27 protein-coding genes and 2 pseudogenes are annotated in these 23,849 nt (G+C 37.4%); 19 read left to right on the top strand and 10 right to left on the bottom strand.

The features are described 5' to 3' along the window. Nucleotides 1-1,444, top strand: a pseudogene (locus CQA49_RS10095) (hypothetical protein); the annotation flags it as partial. An 11-nt stretch (nt 1,445-1,455) separates the two neighbouring features. On the opposite strand, the gene CQA49_RS08300 reads toward CQA49_RS10095, so the two are convergent. Beyond that, complete coding sequence (locus CQA49_RS08300; protein WP_115575491.1) at nt 1,456-2,880, bottom strand: PhoH family protein; 1,425 nt, start codon at nt 2,878-2,880, stop codon at nt 1,456-1,458. An 85-nt stretch (nt 2,881-2,965) separates the two neighbouring features. Between CQA49_RS08300 and tpx the strand changes: the two genes are divergently transcribed. Both tpx and CQA49_RS08290 read left to right on the top strand, forming a co-directional pair. Continuing rightward, nucleotides 2,966-3,460 (top strand): thiol peroxidase, encoded by a 495-nt coding sequence (tpx, locus tag CQA49_RS08295; protein ID WP_115575490.1) that lies wholly within the window; start codon nt 2,966-2,968, stop codon nt 3,458-3,460. Nucleotides 3,461-3,465: 5 nt separating this feature from the next. Further along, nucleotides 3,466-3,897 carry a pyridoxamine 5'-phosphate oxidase family protein gene (locus tag CQA49_RS08290; RefSeq protein WP_115575489.1) on the top strand — a complete coding sequence of 144 codons (432 nt, stop codon included), beginning with the start codon at nt 3,466-3,468 and terminating at the stop codon, nt 3,895-3,897. Nucleotides 3,898-3,989: 92 nt separating this feature from the next. Here the strand turns inward: CQA49_RS08290 and CQA49_RS08285 are convergent, their stop codons facing one another. From CQA49_RS08285 to mnmG, 7 genes are all read right to left on the bottom strand, one after another. Further along, a complete protein-coding gene (locus tag CQA49_RS08285) occupies nt 3,990-4,814 on the bottom strand; it encodes a hypothetical protein (RefSeq protein WP_115575488.1) in 825 nt (274 codons plus the stop codon). Beyond that, nucleotides 4,789-4,980: a hypothetical protein gene (locus tag CQA49_RS08280; RefSeq protein WP_115575487.1), complete on the bottom strand. Its 192-nt coding sequence runs from the start codon at nt 4,978-4,980 to the stop codon at nt 4,789-4,791. The genes CQA49_RS08285 and CQA49_RS08280 overlap by 26 nt, the downstream gene beginning before the upstream one ends. Before the next feature lie 45 nt (nt 4,981-5,025). Continuing rightward, a complete protein-coding gene (locus tag CQA49_RS08275) occupies nt 5,026-5,934 on the bottom strand; it encodes a BspA family leucine-rich repeat surface protein (protein WP_115575486.1) in 909 nt (302 codons plus the stop codon). Between the two features lie 123 nt (nt 5,935-6,057). Next, entirely contained in the window at nt 6,058-6,765 is a 708-nt protein-coding gene (locus CQA49_RS08270) for a BspA family leucine-rich repeat surface protein (RefSeq protein ID WP_220271739.1), read from the bottom strand. Nucleotides 6,766-6,889: 124 nt separating this feature from the next. Further along, a complete protein-coding gene (locus CQA49_RS08265; protein WP_115575485.1) occupies nt 6,890-7,861 on the bottom strand; it encodes a BspA family leucine-rich repeat surface protein in 972 nt (323 codons plus the stop codon). 113 nt (nt 7,862-7,974) lie between these two features. Next, nucleotides 7,975-8,886: a PDC sensor domain-containing protein gene (locus CQA49_RS08260; RefSeq protein WP_115575484.1), complete on the bottom strand. Its 912-nt coding sequence runs from the start codon at nt 8,884-8,886 to the stop codon at nt 7,975-7,977. A gap of 28 nt (nt 8,887-8,914) precedes the next feature. Continuing rightward, nucleotides 8,915-10,855, bottom strand: coding sequence for a tRNA uridine-5-carboxymethylaminomethyl(34) synthesis enzyme MnmG (mnmG, locus tag CQA49_RS08255; protein ID WP_115575496.1), 1,941 nt, complete (start codon nt 10,853-10,855; stop codon nt 8,915-8,917). Between the two features lie 173 nt (nt 10,856-11,028). Here mnmG and guaA point away from each other — a divergent pair, with 173 nt between their 5' ends. From guaA to CQA49_RS08210, 9 genes are all read left to right on the top strand, one after another. After that, nucleotides 11,029-12,891 carry a glutamine-hydrolyzing GMP synthase gene (guaA, locus tag CQA49_RS08250; RefSeq protein WP_115575483.1) on the top strand — a complete coding sequence of 621 codons (1,863 nt, stop codon included), beginning with the start codon at nt 11,029-11,031 and terminating at the stop codon, nt 12,889-12,891. Between the two features lie 38 nt (nt 12,892-12,929). After that, on the top strand, nt 12,930-13,733 hold the full coding sequence (locus tag CQA49_RS08245; RefSeq protein WP_115575495.1) for a site-specific DNA-methyltransferase: 804 nt from the start codon (nt 12,930-12,932) through the stop codon (nt 13,731-13,733). Continuing rightward, nucleotides 13,726-14,490 (top strand): site-specific DNA-methyltransferase, encoded by a 765-nt coding sequence (locus CQA49_RS08240; RefSeq protein ID WP_115575494.1) that lies wholly within the window; start codon nt 13,726-13,728, stop codon nt 14,488-14,490. Before CQA49_RS08245 ends, CQA49_RS08240 begins: the two co-directional genes overlap by 8 nt. Nucleotide 14,491: 1 nt before the next feature. Next, entirely contained in the window at nt 14,492-15,724 is a 1,233-nt protein-coding gene (locus tag CQA49_RS08235; RefSeq protein WP_115575482.1) for a hypothetical protein, read from the top strand. 45 nt (nt 15,725-15,769) lie between these two features. Then, nucleotides 15,770-16,522, top strand: a complete 753-nt coding sequence (locus tag CQA49_RS08230; RefSeq protein ID WP_115575481.1) for a BsaWI family type II restriction enzyme — start codon at nt 15,770-15,772, stop codon at nt 16,520-16,522. Further along, nucleotides 16,519-17,772 (top strand): 50S ribosomal protein L11 methyltransferase, encoded by a 1,254-nt coding sequence (locus CQA49_RS08225; protein WP_115575480.1) that lies wholly within the window; start codon nt 16,519-16,521, stop codon nt 17,770-17,772. The genes CQA49_RS08230 and CQA49_RS08225 overlap by 4 nt, the downstream gene beginning before the upstream one ends. Before the next feature lie 149 nt (nt 17,773-17,921). Beyond that, the gene (locus CQA49_RS08220; RefSeq protein WP_258864275.1) at nt 17,922-18,236 is read left to right on the top strand and encodes a type II toxin-antitoxin system RelE/ParE family toxin; all 315 of its coding nucleotides are present in this window, start codon (nt 17,922-17,924) and stop codon (nt 18,234-18,236) included. A 12-nt stretch (nt 18,237-18,248) separates the two neighbouring features. Further along, on the top strand, nt 18,249-18,527 hold the full coding sequence (locus CQA49_RS08215; RefSeq protein WP_115575479.1) for a helix-turn-helix transcriptional regulator: 279 nt from the start codon (nt 18,249-18,251) through the stop codon (nt 18,525-18,527). A gap of 297 nt (nt 18,528-18,824) precedes the next feature. Continuing rightward, on the top strand, nt 18,825-19,463 hold the full coding sequence (locus CQA49_RS08210) for an NYN domain-containing protein (protein ID WP_115575478.1): 639 nt from the start codon (nt 18,825-18,827) through the stop codon (nt 19,461-19,463). A gap of 4 nt (nt 19,464-19,467) precedes the next feature. Here the strand turns inward: CQA49_RS08210 and CQA49_RS10520 are convergent, their stop codons facing one another. Then, entirely contained in the window at nt 19,468-19,596 is a 129-nt protein-coding gene (locus tag CQA49_RS10520; RefSeq protein ID WP_258864274.1) for a hypothetical protein, read from the bottom strand. Between the two features lie 59 nt (nt 19,597-19,655). Between CQA49_RS10520 and CQA49_RS08205 the strand changes: the two genes are divergently transcribed. The 7 genes from CQA49_RS08205 to CQA49_RS08175 all read left to right on the top strand — a co-directional run bounded on the left by CQA49_RS08205 (nt 19,656) and on the right by CQA49_RS08175 (nt 23,380). After that, entirely contained in the window at nt 19,656-20,066 is a 411-nt protein-coding gene (locus CQA49_RS08205) for a type II toxin-antitoxin system PemK/MazF family toxin (protein ID WP_258864273.1), read from the top strand. A gap of 253 nt (nt 20,067-20,319) precedes the next feature. Then, the gene (locus CQA49_RS08200) at nt 20,320-20,646 is read left to right on the top strand and encodes a type II toxin-antitoxin system RelE/ParE family toxin (RefSeq protein WP_115575477.1); all 327 of its coding nucleotides are present in this window, start codon (nt 20,320-20,322) and stop codon (nt 20,644-20,646) included. Beyond that, nucleotides 20,646-20,915, top strand: coding sequence for a helix-turn-helix domain-containing protein (locus tag CQA49_RS08195; protein WP_115575476.1), 270 nt, complete (start codon nt 20,646-20,648; stop codon nt 20,913-20,915). Before CQA49_RS08200 ends, CQA49_RS08195 begins: the two co-directional genes overlap by 1 nt. A 212-nt stretch (nt 20,916-21,127) precedes the next feature. Then, nucleotides 21,128-21,346, top strand: a complete 219-nt coding sequence (locus CQA49_RS08190; protein ID WP_115575475.1) for a hypothetical protein — start codon at nt 21,128-21,130, stop codon at nt 21,344-21,346. Between the two features lie 247 nt (nt 21,347-21,593). Next, nucleotides 21,594-21,791: a hypothetical protein gene (locus CQA49_RS08185; protein ID WP_115575474.1), complete on the top strand. Its 198-nt coding sequence runs from the start codon at nt 21,594-21,596 to the stop codon at nt 21,789-21,791. A gap of 333 nt (nt 21,792-22,124) precedes the next feature. Then, entirely contained in the window at nt 22,125-22,649 is a 525-nt protein-coding gene (locus CQA49_RS08180) for a hypothetical protein (protein ID WP_115575473.1), read from the top strand. A 17-nt stretch (nt 22,650-22,666) separates the two neighbouring features. Continuing rightward, complete coding sequence (locus CQA49_RS08175; RefSeq protein ID WP_115575472.1) at nt 22,667-23,380, top strand: hypothetical protein; 714 nt, start codon at nt 22,667-22,669, stop codon at nt 23,378-23,380. A gap of 61 nt (nt 23,381-23,441) precedes the next feature. On the opposite strand, the pseudogene CQA49_RS08170 reads toward CQA49_RS08175, so the two are convergent. Then, nucleotides 23,442-23,849, bottom strand: a pseudogene (locus tag CQA49_RS08170) (hypothetical protein); the annotation flags it as partial.

Genomic DNA, 23,849 nt, shown 5'->3' with positions numbered 1-23,849 from the left:
TGTGTTTCAGTTTTGGCTTGGGTTTCCGGGATTCCATGTGATTGGGGATACTTATAATTCCATTGCGTTGGCAAAAAATGACGCGCACCCTGTATTTATCGCTTATGTGGTGGAATTTTTATACAAATGCTTTGGCAAGCACTTGTATTATTTGTATTTGTTTAATCTTGTGCCTTTTTATGTGGGTTTAGGATTCTTAGTGTGCGGATTGTATATCCATTTTAGGAGTAAATTTGCACTTTTAGCATTATTCCCACTTTTTATTGGGAATATTTATTTTCAAAATTTCATAATACATGAGAGCTTTTCTTTGCCAATGCTACTTTTATGTCTTTATAGTTTGCTGTTATTCTTGATTCTGGTACCACTAAATGGAAATAGTGGCGAACTTATTTTTAAATGGATTTTGTGTATATTTTTAAGTGTATTAATATTTTTTGCATTACTTTGGCGTCATAATGCGATTTTTAGCGTCTATCCTGCATTTTTTATTATTTGCTATTTGTTGTTGCGTGGGTTAGAAGGGAAGAAATTTGTTCTTTGGTATATAGTCTCATTGTTTATTAGTGCGCTTTTGTGTGTTGGCATTGTGATTGGTGTGCCAAAAGCACTTGTGGTTAATAAGGCATACCCCGCAAATCATATGATGCTGCATAAAATTGCCGGGGCATGTGTGCCAGCTGATGATTCTAGTTGTTTTAGAGCAGAATGGTATGAAAAGGGTAAAACATGGGAAGATGTTAAGGAAGTTTTTTATAAATATCCACTAAATGCAGACCCAATGAGTCTTTCTTGGATTTCTAATGATGTGCGCCCATTTAAGCCAAATATAAAACTTGAGGGGCTTAATAAGGAGTTTTTCAAGGCAGTGCTAAAATATCCAAAGAATTTTTTAAAATTAGAAGGTGATTTTATCAAAGCTATGTGGACGCAAAGTGCAGGCTGGGCTTTGGATCCAAAAAGAATACAAGTGCCTATGTGGAACATTGCTTCCCCCTTCCCAGAAAATGAGCGCAATGTAACTTTTAGCCCTTTGCGTGAAAAAATCTATACATTTTTATTCAAATATAAAATGCCTTTTAACCATATTATAAATGTCATAACAAGTTCATTGGTGATGATTTTTAGCCTTTTGCTTTTATGTATTAAAAGAGAAAAAGTGGGGAATGCGATGATTTGGCTTTATAGCAAGATTGCAAAAATATTAGGGTGCGATAGCAAGGGGCTAGTTTTTAGAGAATCTTCGTATTTAAAAGCCTTGCTTGTTTTTAGCTTTAGTGTGGGATTTGCTGGATTTTTTAGTGCACTTTTTATAGCCATGTTTAATCCAATAATTAATTCGCGCTATATGTCACCAGTGACCGCTTTAGGTGTTATGGCGTTTATAGGGTTTGTAGTGTGTGTTTGTGAGTATGTGAGGTGCGTGAGAGAAAGGGAAGTATGAAATTTAAATTTCTACTCAAATTCCCCAAACCATTTTGCTACTTCGCTGCGGATGGTTTGGCGGAGTTGGATTCCAGCGATCATATTGTTTTCAAGCGCCTTTTTAAGTAGGCTCAATGCGCCATTGCGGAATCTGCTAAGATATGGGTGGTCAATCTGTGCCCAATCGCCCAAAAACACAATCCGACTTCCCTCGCCCACGCGTGTGCCGATAAGCTTGATTGTCGCATTTGAGGCATTTTGTACTTCATCAAAAATAATAAACTTATTTGAAAGCGTGATCCCGCGCGCATGCGCTATGTCAATCACTTCGATTTTATGCTTTTGTAAAAAATACTCTGTCGCCTCCATTTTTTCAATGGTTTTCACCTCACCACGATATTCGATTTTTTTCGCTAGAGAGGTTTGCTGAAGTTTATCAATCATAAAATTTATCGCGCTAAAAAGCGGATACATAAAATAGTTCAATTTCTGCGCCTCATCGCCCTTGCGAAATCCCAACTCGGCTTCTTTGTCTGTGGCTGTGATGGTGTTGCGCAGATAGATGATGCCTTCCACCGCGCCACTTTTTAAAAGGCTAATGCCTGCCTGCAGGGCAATAAGCGTTTTTCCGCTCCCTGTGGCGCCAGTGGCGATGGTGAGAAAATTTTTAGGGTGCAAAAGCAGAGCGTAGAGCATTTTTTGCTCTAAATTCGCGGGCAAAATGTAGGGCTTATGTGCTTCAAGCAAAGCATCAATATCGCACAGCTCGCATTTTCCTTCAACTTTGAGCGCGAAAAACTTACGCCCTGTGTAATACAGCGCGCTGTCGGTATTATCCACTTCATCAATCTCGCACAAGCTCCAATCGCTAAGCTTTTTAAACTCCGCGTTTTTGTTAAGCACGCTTAAACTTTGATCTTTATGCAGCTCAAAGCGATGCCAAAAGTCGATTTTTTCTGGATTCTCAACGCGATTGCGGAAGAGCGATTGCGCGTTGATGTTTTGTGCCAGCGCGCGGATTTTGAGCGAAATGTCGTTGGTTAAAAGTGTGAGTTTGTATTCTTTGGCGATTTCTATGATTTTTGAGTCATTGTGGCTACGCTCGGTGGCTGGGGCTTTGTAGCGTGGGCGATAGATGAGCGTTAAAGGCACGCTAAGATTTTCACTCCTAAACACCACTTCGCTGATAAAATCAGCCTCTAGCGCGCGCAAATTGTTTTTAGAATCTTTTTTTGGCTTAGATTCAGTAAGCGTGTGGATATTGCGGAAAAACTCGCGCACAAAGTAGCCCATCTCATTTTGCAGCTCTTTTTTACTATCGAGCTCATCGATGATTGTATCGGTGAGGAAAAGCCTATTTTGCCCATTTTGGTAAAGATAGATGATATTTTGCACATCGTCTAAAATGATGGAAGTGTCTAAAAGGTAGGATTTGGCGTTTAATTTACTATTCAATTACTAGTCCCGAGTAAAATTTGACGCAGATTGTAGCAGTTTTGGATAAATTCGCCAACAATCAAATTTTTTTAAAGGATAGGAAATGGCAGCATTTCATGGAGAAGCAGTGAAATTATTTGGAAGCAGTTTGAAAGTAGGCGATAACGCGCCAAGCGTGCAGCTCGTGGGTAAAGATCTAGGCGCAGTGCAAGTAGGTGGCGCACAAGGCGTGTATCAAATCATCAATGTTGTGCCAAGCCTAGATACAGGCGTTTGCGCGGTGCAAGCAAGGACTTTTAACCAAAAAGCAGCAAGTTTGCCAAATGCAAAAGTGTTTGTGGTTTCAGTTGATTTGCCTTTCGCACAGGGGCGCTTTTGCAGCACTGAAGGGATTGAAAATCTTACCGTAGCAAGCGACTTTATAGAAAAAGAGTTTGGGAAAAAATATGGGCTTTTGCTAGAATCTTCCCCACTTAGAGGCGTGCTAACACGCGCGGTGATTGTGGTAGATCCACAAGGAAAGGTTGTGTATCAAGAGATTTGCGATGAAATCACCAACGAGCCAAACTACGATAACGCGCTCAATGCGGTAAAGTAAGCGCTATGGCAAATACTTTAAAGCTAGATTCTTTAGAATCTATCGTAGAATTTTTGGATTCTAACCCTGCTGGATTTTTAGCGACTTTAGGCACTTGTGGAAATCCACGAGTGCGCCCAGTACAAAGCGCATTGCTCTATGATGGGAAAATCTATTTTGCAACTTCTACGAAAAAAAATCTCTACAAACATATCCAAAACCACGCTGGAATCGAGTATTGCTCCTGTAATAGCGAAGGTGTGTTTTTGCGCCTAAGAGGGCAGGCGCGCATTAGCCAAGATGAAGGCGCTAGAAAAGCAATGCTTGAGAAATATCCGCTTGTGGCTCAAATCTATGGAAGTGCTGATAATGAGGAATTTGCGGTGTTTTACTTGCAAAATATCAGCGCGCAGATTCAAGATACGCAAAACAACACAGCGCAATTTAAGGAAAAGTAGTTTCAAAAACTACGCCTTTTATGCGCGCGCAAGTATTGCCCTCTTTGATAAATTTTTACAAAAAAGAGGGCAAAAAGCTTAAGTATTAAAATTTATTCTTCTATCTCAAAAAGTGGTAAATGTGCAATTTCTTGCTCCCTTGCTGTGTGCGAAAGGAAAGTCAGCTTAGCATTAATATCGCGTGATTGGCGCGCAAGGTGGCGTGTGCAGTAAGATTCTAAATTATGCGTAGCAAGAAGCGAGAGCGCTTCTTTGAAATGATTTTTTATAAAGAAAAGATTTGTCCCGCTGGAATCTGCTCCTATAAATGTATAGCCTTTTTTCTTACCAAGATGGATTAATGCGCGGATACTTGCTCCAAAATAAAGCCCGCTAAAATGTGCTTTGAAGCGATTGAAATCAGCGCGATAAGGCACACTTACGCATTTTTGCGCGCCAAAAATTGCGTTATATTCCACCACCACAATCGCAGGCTCAATACATGTGATCGCCTCCCATACATAGTAATCATTCCCATCGATATCGACGCTCAAAAGCGCGACATTTCCCAAGTCGCGCGACTTAAGGTAGGATTTGATAATGTCATTAATATTTTCTTTTGTAATAAAAGCACATTGCGCTTCTAAATCGTGCTTCCAATAGAGTTCATCGTGCTTGATAGATTCTATATTTTCACTGCTTCCATCAAGTACCAAACCTTGAAAATTGCGGTTTTTGAGTAAAAAGCGCGTGTTGGATTCTGTGTAGTTTTCCACGCCAAATTCAATAAATGCCTTTGGATATGCGCTTAAATCAAGAAGTTGGATTAAAAAATCGATGATTCCATCTTCACCATTTTGGCTAAAAATGCGAAATTCTGCAGATTCTATAAAAAACGGCGCAGGGTTATAACTATTGCCCCCCCCCCTTATTAGCATTTGATGCAATTTGAGATTTTGAGGATTTAAGCGTGTGGGTGATTTGTGCATTTTGCAAGCTTAGAATCTTGCCTTGAGCCATAAGTATTTGCTCTAAGCGTTGCAAGTTTTCATGCAAAAAGAAATTTTTTAGCTTTGCAAGCGTTTTTTTAAGTAGTTTTTTCATAGGTTCTCCTTAAGGTTTTGGAATCGATTCTAGCGATTTTTTGCTTTATTTTTTATACCACTTCGGTGGGTTAGATTCTAGTGGTGAGTTTTTAAACATATCAAATATGCTTGCGTCTTTATTTACTTTCCAAGAATCTAGATTTTGCTTAAAAGATTTTGCTTCTAAAAACATACCATGCATATTTGTTACTTTAGAAACATTCCAAGAGTTTAACGATTGATTAAATTCTTCTGCACCAGCAAACATAAATTCCATATCTTCTACATTGCTCACATCCCATTTATCCAAGGGCTGATTGAAGGATTTTACGCTAGAAAACATAGCACTCATATCTTTAACATTGCTTACATCCCAAGAATTAAGTGGCTGCTTAAATGATATGGCACCATGAAACATACTTTTCATATTTTCCACATTAGAAACATTCCAAGATTCTAGCGACTGATTAAACGATTCTGCCCAAAAAAACATATGGCTCATATCTTTTACATTAGCAACATTCCATTTATCAAGTGGTTGATTAAAAGATTTTGCACCAGCAAACATATAGCTCATATCTATAACCTTACTAACATCCCATTCGCCAAGTGCTTGGTTAAAGGATACTGCGGCACCAAACATACCACTCATATTTGTTACATTACTCACATCCCAAGTTTCAATCCCGCTAAAGTCTTCTCGTTTGCCAGCATTATTTTTGCAATTTTGTATATATGCCGCAAATCTATCTCCTATTCCGCAATCATCGCTAGAAATATTTGCAAATAAAAAACTCATATCTGTGATTTTACTCGTATCTATCGTGTTTAGCTTGATTTTTTCATCGCGCAGTAGCTCCGCGAGCTCATCGCGGTTTTGCGGCTGATGCTTTCCACAAGCGCTAAACATCAAGCCAAGTGCGGCTATGCAAATAAAGATTAGCTGTTTTAGATTCTGATTTATGTGTTTCATTTTTAACTCCTTGTAAAATTTTATCATCGTCATTGCGAGCTTATGCGAAGCAATCCACCAGCCTTTGCGTCATTGTCAAAGGCGTAAGCCTTAAAGCAGTCTATTCCTTGCATGGTTTTGCTTTTATTTCTTATACCACTTCGGTGGGTTAGATTCTAGTGGTGAGTTATCAAACATCTTACTCATATACGCTTCTGACACCAAACCGCTGACATCCCAAGAATCTAAATTCTGATTAAAAGATTTCGCATTCTCAAACACACTCCACATTATTACTACCTCGCTGACATCCCATTTATCCAAAGGCTGATTAAAAGATAGCGCACCAAAAAACATAGAATCCATACTTTCTACCTTGCTGACATTCCACTTATTTAGCGGTTGATTGAAGGATTTTGCGTGACTAAACATACTATTCATATCTTTTACATTACTCACATCCCAAGTCTCAATCCCGCTAAAATCTTCTCGCTTGCCGGCATTATTTTTACAATTTTGTATATATGGCGCAAGGTATTTGTCCGATGATAGCTTATCGCATTTATCTCTAGGAAAATCTGCAAACAACAAACTCATATCTGTAATCTTGCTAGTATCAATAGAATCTAGCTTTATAGATTCATCTCTCAATAACTCCACCAATTCATCGCGATTTTGCGGATGATGCTTTCCACAAGCGCTAAACATCAAGCCAAGCGCGGCTATGCTGATAAGGGCTAGGTTTTTTAGATTTGGTTTTGGTTTTTTGGGATTTGGCATTTTTAGATTCTGCACTTCGCTGGCATTTTTTTGCTGATTGGGATTTGGCATTTTTAGATTCTGATTTGTCATTTTGACTCCTTAGCAATTAGCTTTGGCATTATACTTTAAGCCGCTTTTAGATTCTAGCGCTTTTGTTTTGTTTGCCGAGTTTGGCGGATTTGGCTTTTGCTAGAATCTATAAGCTAAACCCACCTTACCATATCCTTACCTTATCTCGCCACTTTTTATACCACTTTGGCGGTTTGGATTCTAATGGCGAGTCTTTAAACATCTTATAGCCCATGCGTGCCTCTTTATTTACATTCCAAGAATCTAGATTCTGGTTAAAAGATTTTGTGCCCGAAAACATTTCTTCCATATCTTCTACATTACTGACATTCCAAGAATCTAATGGTTGATTAAATGAGGTTGCACCCCAAAACATACCACCCATCATTGTAACATTGCTAACATCCCACTTATTGAGCGGCTGGTTAAAAGATTGCGCTCCACTAAACATAAATCCCATCCTTTCTACCTTGCCAACATCCCAAGAATCTAGTGGTTGGTTAAAGGACTTTGCATCAGAAAACATACCATACATGTCTTTGACATTACTTACATCCCAAGATTCTAACGACTGGTTAAAGGATTCTGCTCCACTAAACACACCATGCATATTTGCAACCTTGCTGACATTCCACTTATCAAGTGGCTGGTTAAATGATTTTGCTTCTGCAAACATACTACTCATATCTTTTACATTGCTGACATTCCACTTATCAAGTGGCTGGTTAAAGGATGTTGCCTTATAAAACATATTGTTCATATCCGTTACCTTACTGACATCCCAAGAATCTAGGGGCTGATTAAAGTATTCTGCGCTTTCAAACATTTTATGCATATCTGTAACATTACTCACATCCCAAGTCTCAATCCCGCTAAAATCCTCGCGCTTGCTTAGCGCAAACAAATAGCTCATATCAGTGACTTCGCTCGTGTCAATAGTTTCTAGCTTTATGCTTCTATTGCTTACAAGATTTATGAGTTCATCGCGTGTCTGTGGGTGGTAAATATGCTTTGATTTGTCAGTCAAAGGATTTGTATTTGCTAGGCAAATATTTAAGCAAAGCACCACTACACCGATAAATGCTAGTTTTTTTAGATTCTGATTTATGTGTTCCATTTTATTCCTTTCTATTAGTTTTGTCATTATGCTTTAAAAAGTTGCTTTTTAGATTCTAGCGGTGAGTTTTCAAGCATAATGATATTTTCGTCTTTATTTATTTGCTAAAGAATCTAGCGCCTTTGCTTTGGCACCGCGGTGAGTTTGACATAAATCGCAAGTCCGATGAGTAGCGCGGATACGCCAAGCAACAAATACACCGCGTATATAATCTCTTCTGGTAATTGCAAGGTGAATTTAAACACCAGCATAAGCGCTTCAATAGCAAGCGCGATGATGACAGAGCCAAGGAATCGAATCATCGTGCGATTGACAAGCCCGCTGTTTTCGTGGATATTGCGCCCAAGCACCTCTTCTTCAAAAATCGTCTTCACCAAGTCCAAAATCGCAAGCGCGAGGGTGAGTAAAATCGTCGAGCGGAAAATATTTTCCGTCTTAAAATCATGGAAATGCTCCACCGCCTCCCAAAAGCTCGTAAAGCCCTTTATTGTCAGCAACATCGCAATAAGCCCAAGCATGGTTGAAATCATAAAATACATTATCGTGCTAAGGCGCGAGAAAGTATTGAAAAGTGGCGTGGTGGCGGTGATTTTGAGCGCATCACTTAGGCGCACATCAATGCAGACGACATATTGCAATTTGTGCTTGTGATCATAAATGGGATAAGACGCCGTTACGATGAGCTTGCCACTATGCATAGTTGGGTAGGGGTTAGTTACAATGCAGCGCTCCTCCTCTATGGCTTCATAAAAATACGCCCTGTCGGCATAATTTTCATTAAGCTCGGAATGCACGCAACTCACGCCTGTTTGGGAAGTGGTGTAGCTTAGCTGATTGCCTTTAGAATCTAGCACATAAATAAGCTCAAAATCCTTGATTTCATCTTTGATTTTCTCCACACCTTTGAGAATCTGCTCTAGGTTTATTTGTGGCGTTTCGTGGATATTTTGCTCAAAAAGATAAGTCATATACGCGCGCAGTTCGTAGCGCACTTTTGAGTAGGCTAAAATGTCTTTTGAAAGCATAGAATCTCCTTAAAATTAGGCTTAAAATTTAGGCTTGTGTGGCTTGCGCGCGCTTTTGTCGCAAATGGATATATAAATGCAACACATCAAGGCTTGCGGGCGTTATCCCGCTTATGCGGCTGGCTTCAAAAAGCGATTTTGGGTTGAATTTTTTTAGCTTTTCAACCACTTCTAAGCTCAATCCCGGAATCCCATCAAAGCTAAAGTCCTGCGGGATTTCCACGCTTAGCATTTGCTCCATATTTTGCAGAGAATCTGCCTGCTTGCTAATGTAGCTTGCGTATTTAGATTCTATACGCACTTGCTCTAATGCCCGCTCACTTAGAGAATCTAGCTCCAAACCAAATGCCCCGCATAGCGTGCATAGCGCGTCATTACTAAATTCATTAATGCTTAGCGTTTGCAAAAGCGTGGTTTTATCATTGATTGCTTTTAAATGCAAGGATTCTAAAAGCTCCTTGTTTGCCTTGTTTGGCGTGATTGAAGTTTGAGCGAGAAACTCAAGCACGCGCGCAATGTCTTTTTTATCCTTTTGTATCGCTTCAAACTCCGCCTCGCTCACAAGCGCGCACTCATAGCCATAGCCCCCAAGGCGCAAATATGCGTTATCCTCGCGCAAAAGCAGGCGGTATTCCGCACGCGAGGTAAAAACCCTGTAGGGCTCATTTGTGCCTTTGCTCACCAAATCATCAATCATCACGCCGATATAGCCCTCATCTCTGCGCAAGATTAAAGGCGCTTTGTTTTGGATTTTTTTCACCGCGTTAATGCCTGCCATAAGCCCAAGCGCGGCGGCTTCCTCATAGCCTGTCGTGCCATTTATTTGTCCTGCGAGGAAAAGATTCTCACATTTTTTGCACTCTAGTGTGTGCCACAACTGCGTAGGTTGCACGAAATCATATTCTATCGCATAGCCATAACGCGTAATGCGCGCATTTTCTAAGCCCTTAATGCTGTGTATCATTTCCTCTTGCACTTCCGTTGGGAGCGAGGTTGAAAGCCCATTAATGTAGTATTCCACGCAATCGCGCGTTTGAGGCTCTAAGAAAAGCTGGTGGCGCGTTTTGTCTGCAAAGCGATTGACTTTATCCTCAATGCTGGGGCAATAGCGCGGTCCCACACCTTGAATCTGCCCTGTGAAAAGTGGCGCGCGGTGGAAATTTGCGCGGATAATTTCGTGCGTTTTTTCATTTGTATAAGTGACAAAACACGGAATCTGCGTGGGGTGAAAGTCTTTCGTGCGCGCGCTAAAATGCGGTGGGTTGCTATCTCCATGATGAGCTTCTAAATCGCTAAAATCAATGCTACGCCCATCAATCCTCGCACATGTGCCAGTCTTTAGCCTGCCTACTTCAAGCCCTAGCGCATGAAAAGAATGCGGTAAATCTTCCGCGCTTAGCTCGCCAAAACGCCCATTTTTGAGCTGTTTTTCCCCAATGTGGATAAGCCCTCGCAAAAATGTGCCGGTGGTGAGAATCACGCATTTTGCATAGTAGCTTTTGCCCAGATTGCTTTTGACGCCGATGACTTTTGGGCGTGGATTTCCACCTGTGGCTAAATCTATGGTGGCGCTTGAGTCCGCAGTGGTGATTAAATCCGTGATGAGCTCTTGCGAAAGGCTAAGGTTTGGGGTGTTGAGCGCGATTTTTTTAGCGATGATGGGGTAAAGATCCATATCAATTTGTGCTCTTGTGCCACGCACAGCGGGACCTTTTGAGGCATTGAGCGTGCGAAATTGCAAGCCACACTTATCTGTGATTTGCCCCATTACGCCACCAAGCGCGTCAATTTCTTTGACTAAGTGCCCTTTGCCAAGCCCGCCAACGGCTGGATTACAGCTTGCAAGTGCGAGATTTTGAAGCAAAATTGTAAAAAGATGTGTTTTTGCGCCCATTTTAGCAGCCGCGCACGCAGCCTCAAGCCCTGCATGCCCGCCACCCACGACAATCACATCAAAATGCTCGTCCATTTTTGCTACCTTTTTGCTATTTTTTATGAAGTTGAAATTTTTAGGAGTTTGAGAAACGCGCATTTTAGCCTTTAACTTTAAATTTTCAAAGACTTTTGCGCGCTAAAAGCAAAGCTTAGGGCAAAGTTGATTATAATACGCGCCAAATTTTACAAAATAGTTTGGAGAAATGTATGCAAAACACACAGATTCCTACCACTCAGCCTACGATTTGCGCGCAGATTCTAGTCCTTGATTTTGGGAGTCAATACACGCAGTTAATTGCGCGGCGGTTGCGTGAGGCGGGCGTATATACCGAGATTGTGCCATATTTTGAAAGCATTGAAAATATAAAGGCTAAAAGTGCGCGTGGCATTATCCTAAGTGGCGGTCCTGCTAGCGTGTATGAGGAGGGCGCGTATAAGCCTAGTAGCGGGATTTTTGAGCTTGGCGTTCCTGTGCTTGGAATCTGCTATGGAATGCAATTTATCGCGCATCATTTTGGGGGCGAAGTGGTGCGAGCGGAGGCGCAAGAGTTTGGAAAGGCTGTTTTGACGATTTTAGATTCTGTATCCGCGCAAGATTCTGCCAAACAAGATTCTGCAAATGGGTTGCCACGCTCTGACTTTATCTCTGCTCGCAATGACAATAAAGATTTATTTGCTGGAATCAAGCAGGATTCTATCGTCTGGATGAGCCATGCCGATAAAGTCCAAAGCTTGCCGCAGGGCTTTGTTGAGCTTGCAAAAAGTGGGAATACGCATTACTGCGCGATTGCAGATTTTGCGCGAAATATTTATGCGCTGCAGTTTCACCCAGAAGTAGTCCATAGCGAGCAAGGCGCGCAAATCCTGCAAAACTTCGCGCTTAATATTTGTGGAGCTAGCAATAATTGGAATATGAAAAACTTTGCAGAAGCTGAAATTACAAAACTTCGCGAAATTGTGGGCGTGCCACAGCCAAAAACCACGCCAAACCAAGGCGACAAGGCGGAAGTATCTTTGAGCAATTTCAAGAGCTTTCAAGGCGGAGGCGAAGGGAGTTTGGCAGGACCAAATGACCGAGCCGACAACGCAGAATCTCTTAAAAGTGCCAAAGAGACAACGCCTAGCGATTTGTACCCAAAAGACGCGCCCGCCCAAAAGACGACGCCCGGCAAGGTGCTTTGCGCTGTAAGTGGAGGTGTCGATTCTAGCGTAGTGGCAGCCTTACTTCATCGTGCCATTGGTGAGAATCTTATCCCCGTGTTTGTGGATACGGGGCTTTTGCGTCTTGGTGAGCGTGAGGCTGTGGAAAAGATGTTTAAAGAAAACTTAAAAGTTCCGCTCATCAGTGTTGATGCTAGCGAGCTGTTTTTAAGCCGATTGAAAGGCGTGCGCGACCCAGAAAAAAAGCGCAAGATTATCGGCGAGACCTTTATTGAGGTGTTTGAGCGCGAGGCAAAAAAGCATAATACACACGGCGAGATAAGATTCCTCGCGCAAGGCACGCTGTATCCTGATGTTATCGAATCTGTGAGCGTGAAGGGGCCAAGCAAAACGATAAAAAGCCATCATAATGTGGGGGGGCTGCCTGAATGGATGCGTTTTGAGCTGATTGAGCCGCTGCGTGAGCTGTTTAAGGATGAGGTGCGAAGTCTTGGGCGTGAGCTTGGCATGCCAGAATCTATGCTTATGCGCCACCCTTTCCCCGGACCCGGGCTTGCCATACGCATCATGGGCGAGGTGAATAGAGAGGATTTGGAGGTGCTAAAGCGCGCTGATAGCGTGTTTATCGATGAGCTGCGAAAAAGTGGGCTGTATGATAGCGTGTGGCAGGCATTTTGCGTGCTGTTAAATGTCCGCAGTGTCGGTGTTATGGGCGATAACCGCACTTATGATAACACAATTTGCGTGCGCGCAGTAGAAGCCCTAGATGGAATGACAGCAAGCTTTTCTCATCTCCCACATGAATTTTTAGAGCGCGTAGCAAATAGAATCATAAACGAAGTAGAGGGCGTAAATCGTGTGGTTTATGACATCACAAGCAAGCCCCCGGGCACGATAGAGTGGGAGTAGGCATGCTAAATAAAGTTTTTTATAAATCCAGCACCAATATGAGTGAGGTTGTTAGTAATAGTGTAGATTTAATTATTACAAGTCCGCCATATTTTAATATTAAAGATTATACAAAAAATGGTTATCAAACAATTACTCATTCAGAATCTAAAAGCCAAGATTTAGGAGCAATCAATGACTATAAAAAATATATTGATGGGCTTTTAAAAGTTTGGTGTGAATGCCATAGAATCTTAAAATCAAATGGCAAGCTTTGCATTAATGTTCCACTTATGCCAATGCTAAAAAAGGATTTAAATACGCATTATAATCGTCATATTTTTGATTTGCAAAGCGATATTCAGCATAGTATTTTAGAATCCATACCATTGTTTTTACTTGATATGTATATTTGGAATCGCACCAATCCAACAAAAAAGCTTATGTTTGGTAGTTATCCATATCCTCGTAATTTTTACGCACAAAATACGACAGAATTTATAACAGTTTTCGTAAAAGACGGCAGGCCAGATTCTAAAATCACAAAAGAGCAAAAAGAAAAAAGTAAATTAACTCAAGAAGAATGGGTAAATTTTACCAAACAAATTTGGGATATTCCAATACCAAATAAGAGCGATATTGCTTTTGGAAAACATTCTGCAATAATGCCTCGTGAGATTCCATATAGGCTTATAAAACTTTATTCTTTTGTTAATGATATTGTGCTTGACCCATTTGCAGGAAGTGGAACAACTTTGGGCGTAGCAAAAGAATTAAATCGCAATTTTATAGGTTATGAACTTTATGAAAATTATAAAAACCTAATTGATAGGAGGCTAAGTGCTATCAGTTTTTTTGAATAAAATTTACATTAGCGATATATTCATTTTTTTAGAATCTTTGCCGCAATCTTGCATAGATTTAGCCATAATTGACCCACCATATAATCTTAAAATTGCTGCTTGGGATAATTTTAAAAATGAACAAGAATTTTTAAACTTTTCTTTTAAATGGATTGATTTAATGTTGCAAAAACTAAAACCAAATGCGAGTTTTTATATTTTTAACACTCCTTACCACAATGCTATTTTTTTGAATTATCTTTTAAACAAGCAAGTTTTTTTTCAAAATTTTATCACTTGGTATAAAAAAGATGGCTTAAGTTATGCAAAAAAACGATATGTTAGCAATCAAGAATCTATATTGTTTTATACCATGGATTCTAAAAACTACTATTTTGATTACGATAATATCAGAATCCCATATCAGTCAAGCGAAAGAATAGCACATGCAAGCAAAAAAGGAATACTAAAAAATGGTAAACGTTGGTATCCAAACCCAAATGGCAAGCTTTGTTCTGATGTATGGGAAATCGTAAGTCAAAGACATAAAGATAAGGTGAATGGTAGAGTTGTAAAAGGCAAACACCCAAGCCCAAAACCAAAAGAAATGATAGAGCGAATGATAAAAGCAAGCTCAAAAGAAGGAGATATTATTCTTGATTTATTTAGCGGAACAGGCACGACAAGTATTATTGCAAGGGAATTAGGACGTAATTTTATTGGCTGTGAGCTTAACAAAGCTTATTTAGATGAAAGTTTAAATATTGTGGAGGCGTAAAATGAGATATGAAAAATTTAAGACCGATTTGATAAGTATACATCCGGGTTTAGAATGCTTGGAATTTTTGGCATGGCGTGTAGGGCTTGATGGGTATCGTGGAGCGCACTATTTTCAACATTATCGCTGGGATTTAGACTACATCAAAATTGTTTTAAAGAATTTAAAAAAGTATGGAATGCTACTTCATACACAAGGCGATATCCATAAAGAATATAGATATAAATCGCAAGAGCAAAAATGGGCTAAGTTTTTGGCTAATACAGATAGGGATTTAAGACAAATCAATAAAAGTATAACCGATAATGGTATGCGAAAGATTATTTTTGTAAATTTACAGCGCTTGGGACTTATTCATAGATTCAATAAAAGAAAAGAATTGTGCCCTGTAAACAAAAAAGCTCAATATCTATACGCCCAAATTTCGCAAGATGGTATTAATCTTTTGGAAGCTAAAAATATCTTTGATGAACTTAAAATTTTAGGACTTGCTATAGATACTTATTGTGGTGGCTTGGTGCAAAGTATTTTAGATTGTATAAATTCGCTTGAAAAAGCTTACATTAGTAATATAGAATTTACACTTTTTGCATCCTTTTTGGGCAATACTTGGAAAGGGCAAATTTTAAGTGTTGATAAGATAACAGAATTTATAGAGGAATTTCGTTCTCTAAACGCTAGGCAAGAAACGGTAGTTAAATGTGTTAGAGAGTATTGTGATCCTAAAAAATTTAATGGAGATAAAACACAAAAACGAGACTTTCGCAACTGGCAAAATGAAACCGATTCGATATTTAATACCTTTGCTTTGATAAGCCTTTTTGAACATGATGAAAATTCTGAGCGTTTGATACTAAAAGGTGAAATTAAAGGTGAGGTAGTGAAATTTAAAAGAAGCATGGTAGTAAAAAATGAATATTTCAAATACCACGAAGTAGAAAAAGATATTCAATTTGAATTGCACCATATAGTCCCTTTTTATTCTGTAAATGATATTGATATGCTTAAGGCAATTGACAATTGGCAGAATCTTCTCTATATTGATGCAAATTCTCATAAAATCTTAAGCCTTGACAAAGAAGCTAAAATGGCTATAAAATTAGATTTTGATGGACAAGATGTGTTGCTGGATAATTTGCTAGGTTTTGTAAAAACATTAAAATTCAACGAAAATGTAAGATATAAATCAAGCTTACAAGAAAAAATGAAAGCATATAATAAAAAATTGTTATAGTTGCAATAATTGAGTGGGAGTAGAATCACATTATAAGGAAAAATGATGTTAAATAAAAATGAATTAAAAACTTTGCAAAAAATAGAAGAAAAGTATTATATGAAGCCAATGCTAGATTCTATTCAAGCAGATATTAATAGCAAAAAAATTACATTACAAAAAATTTTTGATTATTTGTATAATTATCTTACAGATTCTAAAGATAAAGTTGAAAAATTAATTCAAAAAAGAATCCAAAAAGGCGAGATTAAAGACGCTTCGCAAGCAAGAAAAGGTATTGCTGGAAATGCTTTTTCAAATCTTATCATTTGGGTATTTTTAAAAAATAAGGAACAAGGAAATATTAAAGAAAATATTTTTATTACTAGTGAAATATCTACAGTTCCGCATCATAAAGAACTATTTTTTATTAATATTGATGATGAAGGGCAAAAACCAGATGTAGATTTAGTAATTTACAGCCTAGATTCTAATAATAACTTGAATAAATGTATTATTTTATCACTTAAAACCTCATTGAGAGAAAGAGCTGGACAAACTTATAAATGGAAACTCTTAATGGAAATAGCAAATTCACAATCTGATATTAAAGAAAAATATAATATTTACTATAATCCACCAATCATGCCTCTTGTATGCTTTGCAACGGTAAATTTTTATGATGAAATTAATAATCCGCAACATAGAGGAATGTTTAAATTTTTTGATTGTGCTTTTATTGGAAAAAATATAAAAACAGATAATTTTATCAAACCTCTATCTTATCTTATAGCTTATGCGCAGGAGAATCTACAATGACTGCAAGCACTCAAAAAGTTACAAATCATAAAGAATACTATGAAGCTTTTTATAATCCAAAATATGATTTTTTAGGACAATCGTATGCCTCAATGTATCCAAATCTACATAAATATCCAGCTACAATGCTTCCTCAAATTGGACTAGAGCTTTTAAAAGAATTTAAAGCAAAGAAAACAAATCTTTTAGATCCTTATTGTGGAAGTGGAAGTAGTTTTGTTGCTGCATTGGATTATGATATAAAAGAATTTATAGGATTTGATTTAAATCCTTTAGCGATAATGATTTCAAAGGCTAGATTAACATATATAGAATCAAGTCATCTTTTAAAACAATATAAAATTTTGTTAGATAATATAGAAAACAATATGTCAAAAATACTAGATTTTAATATTTTAAACAATATTACAAATATTGATTTTTGGATAGAAAAGCAAGCACAAAAAGATTTAATAGCTATATTTAATGCCATCATTTCTATTAAAAATGAAACGGCAAAAAATCTTTTTATGCTAGCATTTAGTGAGACACTAAGAGAAGCAAGCTATACAAGAAATAATGAATTTAAACTTTTTAGAATGAAAGAATATGAAAGTTACATTCCAAATACTTATAAAATCTTTAATAGAAAGCTTAAAAATATTATTAATATTTATATTGAATTTTATCAACAAAAGTTAAGAGGTATTAATTTATCTGTTTATAATTCAGGCTTCTATAATACTGATAAAAAATTTGATACAATCCTTACAAGTCCACCTTATGGAGATTCTAAAACAACGGTTGCTTATGGGCAATTTAGCACATTCATAAACGAATGGTTGGGGTTTAAAGAGGCTAGAAAACTAGATTCTAAGATGTTAGGTGGCATTAAAGCAAAAAAACTTTATGAGAAGGGCTTAATGAAAGAATATATTTTAGAAATTGCTAAGGCTGACAATAAAAGAGCCTTGGAAGTTTCTAGTTTTTATGAAAATTTAGAATCTAGTATTAAGTCCTTGCCAGATTCATTAAATATTGGTGCCAAAGTTTTCTTTATTGTAGGCAATCGTAGAGTAAAAAATATAGAATTGCCTACTGATGAATTTATAGCTGAAGTATTTTGCAATAATGGATTTAAGCACCTAAATACACTAAAACGCAAAATCTCAAACAAATCTATGCCGCTTCAAAACTCACCCACCAATAAAATTGGAGCTTTATCACGCACTATGAATGAAGAATGGATAGTTGTATGCGAAAAACTCTAAAACACTCTTCCGCATACACCCAAGAAGTGGAGTTTCTGATTGCAAAGATAAGCTAGCAAAGGAATGGGTAAGATTCCTAAATAACACACCACCTTTATTTTTGAGCTAAACAAATACAAAAAGTTCTCATTTATGCTAACATTACATACATGAATTATGAGATAAGATTTTTTAATGACAATGTTTATGATGAGACAATAAAGCTTCCTGAAGGCATAGTGGCTTGTCTCTTGCGTATATTTGAACTTGCTGAGATTTATGGACCAAATCTTGGCAGACCACATTCTGCCCCACTTGGAGATGGGCTGTTTGAATTTCGTGCCAAAGGGGAGGAAGGGATTGCTAGAAGTATATTTGCCACACTTAAAGGGCACAAGATATTATCTTGCACACGCTTATTGAGAAATCAAATAAAATCCCCAAAAAGGATTTGGATCTTGCCAAAAAGCGAGCCAAGCAAATAAAGGAGAAACCCAATGAAAACCCTGAATGATTTTAAACAGCAAGCATTACAAAACCCAAAGATTAAGGCTCATTACGATGAGTTAGAGACTGAATTTATCGTGAAGTCTAAGCTTATCGCCGCGCGCAAAGAAGCAAACCTTACGCAAGAACAACTTGCAAAGAAAATGCACACCACTAAAAGCGTTGTTAGTCGCTTAGAAAGCTTGGATAGTAAAATCTCTCCTCGTCTCTCTACATTGCGCTCATACGCCAAAGCATTAGGTAAAGATGTGAGGGTGGATATTGTGTGAGATATTAGAGAATATAGAAGCGAGAATGAGTGGCTGGTAAAGGAAGGGTGGGCTAATAAAGGTATTTTTCAGAAAACATTTACTCAAAACAATGTATAATACGCTCGTTTTAAAGGGGATCCTTTCCCCTTGCAAGTCAGCTCTTTAATAAGACTTTAAGTTAATATTTGAAAGAATTCGCCCGAAGTATTTAGGCTTTAGTTTAATTCCCCACTGGTATTGCGCACTACTTAATTCGGCGCAATCGGGAGTTAAGCTAAGGGCTAAATATGATAGAAAAAGTTAAGGGTATCTCCTGTGAAAAAAGTGGCAATATTTGTTGATTGGGAAAATTTAAGACTTGATATTGCCAATATTCAAAGAAAAAATAAAAACATATCTTTTAATTACAACAACATAGATGATGTCTCACAGCTCATTTATTCTGCTATACATGACAAAACTGAGGAAATCTATAGAGTGTTTTTTTACACAGCCGAGCCATTATGCTTTGATGAACTTAAAAAAGACAAGAAAAACAAGGCTTTGATGGAAAAATATGAAGGAAAAGACCCCGAAAAATACAAAAAGATGGAAAAGCTAAGAAAGCAAATTCTTAGTTTTATTCAAAATATTGCCTTTAAGGATCATTTCGCAGTTCGGCTCGGTGATTTAAAGTTTAGAGGTTTTGATTCAGATGGCAAGCCAATTATTGCACAAAAACAGGTTGATATGTTGCTAGGGCTTGATATTTCTCATTTAGCTTATCAAAAATTAGTTGATAGAATTATTGTATTTTGCAAAGATTCTGATATTTCTCCAGCCTTAAAATGTGCTAGAACTAATGGTTTAGATGTGGTAATAGCAAGTGTAGATGGAGGCTTTAAGGTTGGGAACATATTAAAAAAGCATAGCGATTCCATTAGAGAGATACAACTCTTGCCTAGCAATAAATGAACCCCTATCCTGCTTTTACTAGCCCTATTTCTCTTACATCTAGCCCTAATGCGTATTTTTCCCTAAATTTCTTGTCAAAACCTGCATTTTTGATATAATTACCTCGCAATTCACAGCGGTGCTTTACCGCCATTCTAATCACTTCTTTTACTATAATAAGCTAATAAATATTTTAATATTTAAGGTTTTCTCGTGATTATTGATAACTCTCAAAGGCTTAATGAGTGGGATATTCTTAAAAAGCAGATTGATAATTCCCAAATCACTAAGAAAGTAATTCCCAAAAAGATTTATTGGGTAAATGTTGGACAAAATATTGGCAGTGAAGTTTATGGCAAGAATATGGACTTTACGCGCCCTGTGCTTGTTATTAAATCCTTTTTCAATAAAACTTTTCTTGGTATCCCCTTAAGCAGTAAAACAAGCAACAAGTCAGGATTTCTCTATCATAAGTTTGTTGACAGCAAGGGAACGCAGCAAGTTGCCTTACTTGGACAAATAAGAGTGTTTGATAATAAGCGCAGGTTAAACTACAAGAGTAGTGTTGATGACAATACATTTGAAGCGATAAAGCAGAAGCTCAAAGAGCATATCATAGATTAATACCTCCGCTCTATGGCGGAGCAACCCACAAAAGTGAGCCAAATCCCTTCAATTTCTTGAAAGGTAAGCCTGTATTATAGCATAGATTTGTATTTTTTAGGAAGTCTTTGTTGTGAAAGGTGAGAGATAGAGTGTTGGGAATAAGAGGGCTGGTAAAGGAAGGGCAAGCTAATCATAAATTTTAAGCTAAATTTATAGCTTGCAGGATATAATATCTCTTGCATTTCAAAACCATAAACAAAAGGAGAATCGCTTGTTTGATGTCCAAACGCTTAATGAGCAGGTAGATAATCAAATCAAAGAATTACCTGTGAGTTTAAGAGCAAAGTTCCTTAGCAATATGGAGCTTTTAGCCGAATTTGGCAATAAGCTTGGCGAGCCTTATGTATCTGCTTTTGGAGATGGGCTTTTTGAATTACGCGCTAAAGGAAAAGAGGGAATTGCACGAGGATTTTTTACTTTCCAAAAAGATAAAATAGTGATTATATTTCATTGTTTTATCAAAAAGTCCCAAAAGACACCACGCAATGAATTGCAAAAGGCTAGAAAGATTCTAAGTCAAATCAAAGGGGGTAAATAATGAAACTCAATGATTTAAAACAAGAGCTATTAAAAGACAAAGACTTCAAACAAGAATACGAAGCCCTAAAGCCAGCGTATGAGCTAAAAAGAAAGATAATCAAAGCAAGATTATCTTCTAAGCTCACTCAAGCACAAGTTGCTAGGAGTATGCAAGTAAGCCAAAGTGTGGTAGCAAAGTTTGAAAGCAATAATGGAGATTTTAAATTTTCAACACTTCAAGCTTATGCTAAAGCTGTTGGGTTAAAGAAATTGGTGATTGAGCTTTAGTTGTTAAGGGCTAACTTATAAGAATTAAAGCTACTTGATGAATTGGAGGAATTAGAATGACCTTAGTTTTAGCAACTTTTACAGCATTACTAGCACTAGTTGGGCTTATAGGAATGACACTTTATATGCTTAAGGCAATTAGTAAGTAGCTCCTCCCTTTACCAGTCCCCACTTAAAATACTTATTTGCAACTTTATGTTACAATGCAAAGCATGAAAAGTAAGCTTGATAGAATCCTTGACAACTTAGAAAAAGCCATTAGCGCACTTATAGTGTCGTTTTTTGGTTTGATTTCATATCTTTTTGTCAATGCAGAAAATCTTATAACAATTAAGATTGTCGTGCTGTCTATCGGTATTGCATTCAATGTTGTGGTTTTAGCTTACCTTTCTATGCTATATTATAGATACTTCAACTCAAAGGACGAATAATGACAACTTTTGCAGTATGCTTTCCTTTAGTAGCGTTCATCATCGTTTTGGGTATAATTGTTAAAACTTTTGGATTTCCACTAAACAAGAAGTCTAAATAAGTCTGAAAATCTGCATTTGCCTTTTTCCAAGCCCCTACTCTCAAGTCCAACCCCCAAAACACCAAATCCCACATTCTCCCATTTGCATTTTTCCCTAAATATCCCTATAATACATACACTCACAATATAGAAAAGGAGAAACTTAAATGGATTTTAATGACCCAAATTATATACCAGATCCAGCAAGTATTACAAATCAGCTTGAAAATCTAGATCCTACAGCTCTTAGTGGGCGTCCTGATTTGGTTGATTTAGTCAGTTATGGGTGGGACAATTTTAAATATAACGGCTTTGATGATTTAAATAACGATATAATGGACTTCGATAACGATTCAACGCTGTAAGTTGTGGCTAGATTGCGAAAAAACGCAATATCTTGCCCTCAAAACAATGTATCTTAAAAATTAAGCCTTTAGACTGCTAATGTCAAAAGACACTCTGAGCCATCGGGTTATAAGCCACGCACTCAAATTAGATAGCTTCCATCTAAAAGCCTGCTTGCATATTATGTTAAGTTTGCTTAATGTGTATTTAAGCCACATAACCTCTATAATAAGGAAAATTTGGCTACCCCTCCTTTTACCAGCCCCTACTTCTTTTACATAGCCACATTTGCATTTTTCCCTAAATATCCCTATAATGCCCATAAAATTTAACTAACGAAAGGAGAAAAGGCTATGGGTAGCTTTGCACTAGGTTATTTACTTGGTATGACATTTAGTGATACTAGCATTCCTGCTAATGGATACACTATGGATCGCTCAGATAGAGATATGACTTCTGAGGAATGGGCTAAAATCTGCGCTGATGATGACAAAAGTAAAGGCTTAATCACTTCTAAGAAAGAATGGAAAGCAGCCTATGAAAAATACCTCAAAGAAAGCAAAGACTCTAAAGAGGAGTCATATTGGAATGCGTGGGATAGAGAGTTTAAAAGAGGCACAATTCAAGACTTAAGGGAACATAAATATTGGCTTATTACACTAGATAGAAAACCTATTTATCCTCAATTCACACAAGACGATATTGCTGATATGATTGAAAGCGGAGAGCTGTATCTCGTAACTCTAAATAATGTCAGGGCTACTGTAGCTCTTTGGGCTGATGAAAATAGAGAGGAAGCAAAAGATCCTAAATATCTTGCAATGTTGGAAAAAGTAAAAAAAGATATGGAAGCTGGAGATTATAGAATCGTTAAATAGAAAACTAAGAGGTTGCTATGGATAGAGAAGTTTATCAAGGAATTTTCTCTCTAGGCAGAATCAGTAGTTATGTCAACATTCAAGAGCATAACGCAAATCTACGCCTAATTAGGGATATTTCTTGGAAGCTTGGAGTATTTGAATTATTTTTACGAAATAAAATTGATCAAATTATGAAAACTCAAAGTTCCAATGGGGATAGATGGTTGCATAATCTTTGGGAATCTGTCTCAAAAGATGATGCTCAGAAAACTCAAGATGAAAATTTTATATATATGGACTTAGAAAAAGTTTTTAAAAAAGATTATCACACAATAACACATAATCAAGCTGTTTCGAGATTAAACTTCGGTTTTTGGATAAACATTACAAAGATTCTCATCAAAGAAAAGGATTATCAAGCTCCAAAAATATTAAATGTTGGGCATATTCGTTTATCAAGGTATTCTACGACTACTAACCATTCGATACATGACAATAATCTAAAGATACTTTTAATTTTTCGTCTTATGCGCACCATTAGGAATAAGGCATTCCATTGGGAAAATTTGCTAAAGACAGGGATCAATAAGAAAGGGAAAGCTACACCTAATATTTTTGTAAAGGAAAACTGGAAAAATAATACACAATTCTATGCTGGAGTGTTTCCGCAAAAGATTAGAATTTTTGTAGATGACATTTTGGATTGTATTCACCCGAAGTTAAAAGACATAATAGAAAACTCCTATTAAGAGTAGCTTAATAGGAGGAGCAGAACTTAATCTGAAAGTCCTGACAATTATAACTCGCTTTTTAATAAATGTCAATATTTTGTTGATTTATATTTTTTGTTACTATCCCCCCATTACTTCCTCCCATCTGTTGTAATACCATATCTTTAGCCTGTGGTGAAAGGGCATTATAATGTCTTTGCATACTATTTTGTGTCCTTAGGGCATTATCATAAGCTTTTTTAGCATTCATCCAATTAGCCTTACTAGCTGCAGCATGTGGTGTGTTCATAGCACTTCTATAAGCATCACGCGCCATATCCATTTCATTTCTAAGTGTATAAACACTATTGCTTGAAAATCCTCCAAACTTATCCATATAGCTATTAGCACTAGAGATAGCTTGAGAAGTATTTTTTGCTTGAGCAGCTCTTGCACCTCCAAAACCTATAGCCATAGGACTTTCTGAGCTTATAGCTCCGACATTAGC

The sequence above is a fragment of the Helicobacter sp. MIT 00-7814 genome, assembly GCF_003364115.1.
In the GTDB taxonomy this organism is placed as follows: Bacteria; Campylobacterota; Campylobacteria; order Campylobacterales; family Helicobacteraceae; genus Helicobacter_F.
This window is presented reverse-complemented; position numbering and strand designations above follow the sequence as displayed.

Coding starts and splice junctions, on each gene's coding strand:
- CQA49_RS08245 (WP_115575495.1), top strand. CDS start 12,930: ATGAGTGAGGTTGTTAGTAATAGTGTAGATTTAATTATTACAAGTCCG.
- tpx (WP_115575490.1), top strand. CDS start 2,966: ATGGCAGCATTTCATGGAGAAGCAGTGAAATTATTTGGAAGCAGTTTG.
- CQA49_RS08275 (WP_115575486.1), bottom strand. CDS start 5,934: ATGAAACACATAAATCAGAATCTAAAACAGCTAATCTTTATTTGCATA.
- CQA49_RS08265 (WP_115575485.1), bottom strand. CDS start 7,861: ATGGAACACATAAATCAGAATCTAAAAAAACTAGCATTTATCGGTGTA.
- guaA (WP_115575483.1), top strand. CDS start 11,029: ATGCAAAACACACAGATTCCTACCACTCAGCCTACGATTTGCGCGCAG.
- CQA49_RS08215 (WP_115575479.1), top strand. CDS start 18,249: ATGAAAACCCTGAATGATTTTAAACAGCAAGCATTACAAAACCCAAAG.
- CQA49_RS08230 (WP_115575481.1), top strand. CDS start 15,770: ATGTTAAATAAAAATGAATTAAAAACTTTGCAAAAAATAGAAGAAAAG.
- CQA49_RS08280 (WP_115575487.1), bottom strand. CDS start 4,980: ATGAAAAAACTACTTAAAAAAACGCTTGCAAAGCTAAAAAATTTCTTT.
- CQA49_RS08270 (WP_220271739.1), bottom strand. CDS start 6,765: ATGACAAATCAGAATCTAAAAATGCCAAATCCCAATCAGCAAAAAAAT.
- CQA49_RS08220 (WP_258864275.1), top strand. CDS start 17,922: ATGAATTATGAGATAAGATTTTTTAATGACAATGTTTATGATGAGACA.
- CQA49_RS08285 (WP_115575488.1), bottom strand. CDS start 4,814: ATGCTAATAAGGGGGGGGGGCAATAGTTATAACCCTGCGCCGTTTTTT.
- CQA49_RS10520 (WP_258864274.1), bottom strand. CDS start 19,596: ATGGCGGTAAAGCACCGCTGTGAATTGCGAGGTAATTATATCAAAAAT.
- CQA49_RS08235 (WP_115575482.1), top strand. CDS start 14,492: ATGAGATATGAAAAATTTAAGACCGATTTGATAAGTATACATCCGGGT.
- CQA49_RS08180 (WP_115575473.1), top strand. CDS start 22,125: ATGGGTAGCTTTGCACTAGGTTATTTACTTGGTATGACATTTAGTGAT.
- CQA49_RS08260 (WP_115575484.1), bottom strand. CDS start 8,886: ATGCTTTCAAAAGACATTTTAGCCTACTCAAAAGTGCGCTACGAACTG.
- CQA49_RS08190 (WP_115575475.1), top strand. CDS start 21,128: ATGAAAAGTAAGCTTGATAGAATCCTTGACAACTTAGAAAAAGCCATT.
- CQA49_RS08185 (WP_115575474.1), top strand. CDS start 21,594: ATGGATTTTAATGACCCAAATTATATACCAGATCCAGCAAGTATTACA.
- CQA49_RS08195 (WP_115575476.1), top strand. CDS start 20,646: ATGAAACTCAATGATTTAAAACAAGAGCTATTAAAAGACAAAGACTTC.
- CQA49_RS08175 (WP_115575472.1), top strand. CDS start 22,667: ATGGATAGAGAAGTTTATCAAGGAATTTTCTCTCTAGGCAGAATCAGT.
- CQA49_RS08225 (WP_115575480.1), top strand. CDS start 16,519: ATGACTGCAAGCACTCAAAAAGTTACAAATCATAAAGAATACTATGAA.
- CQA49_RS08290 (WP_115575489.1), top strand. CDS start 3,466: ATGGCAAATACTTTAAAGCTAGATTCTTTAGAATCTATCGTAGAATTT.
- mnmG (WP_115575496.1), bottom strand. CDS start 10,855: ATGGACGAGCATTTTGATGTGATTGTCGTGGGTGGCGGGCATGCAGGG.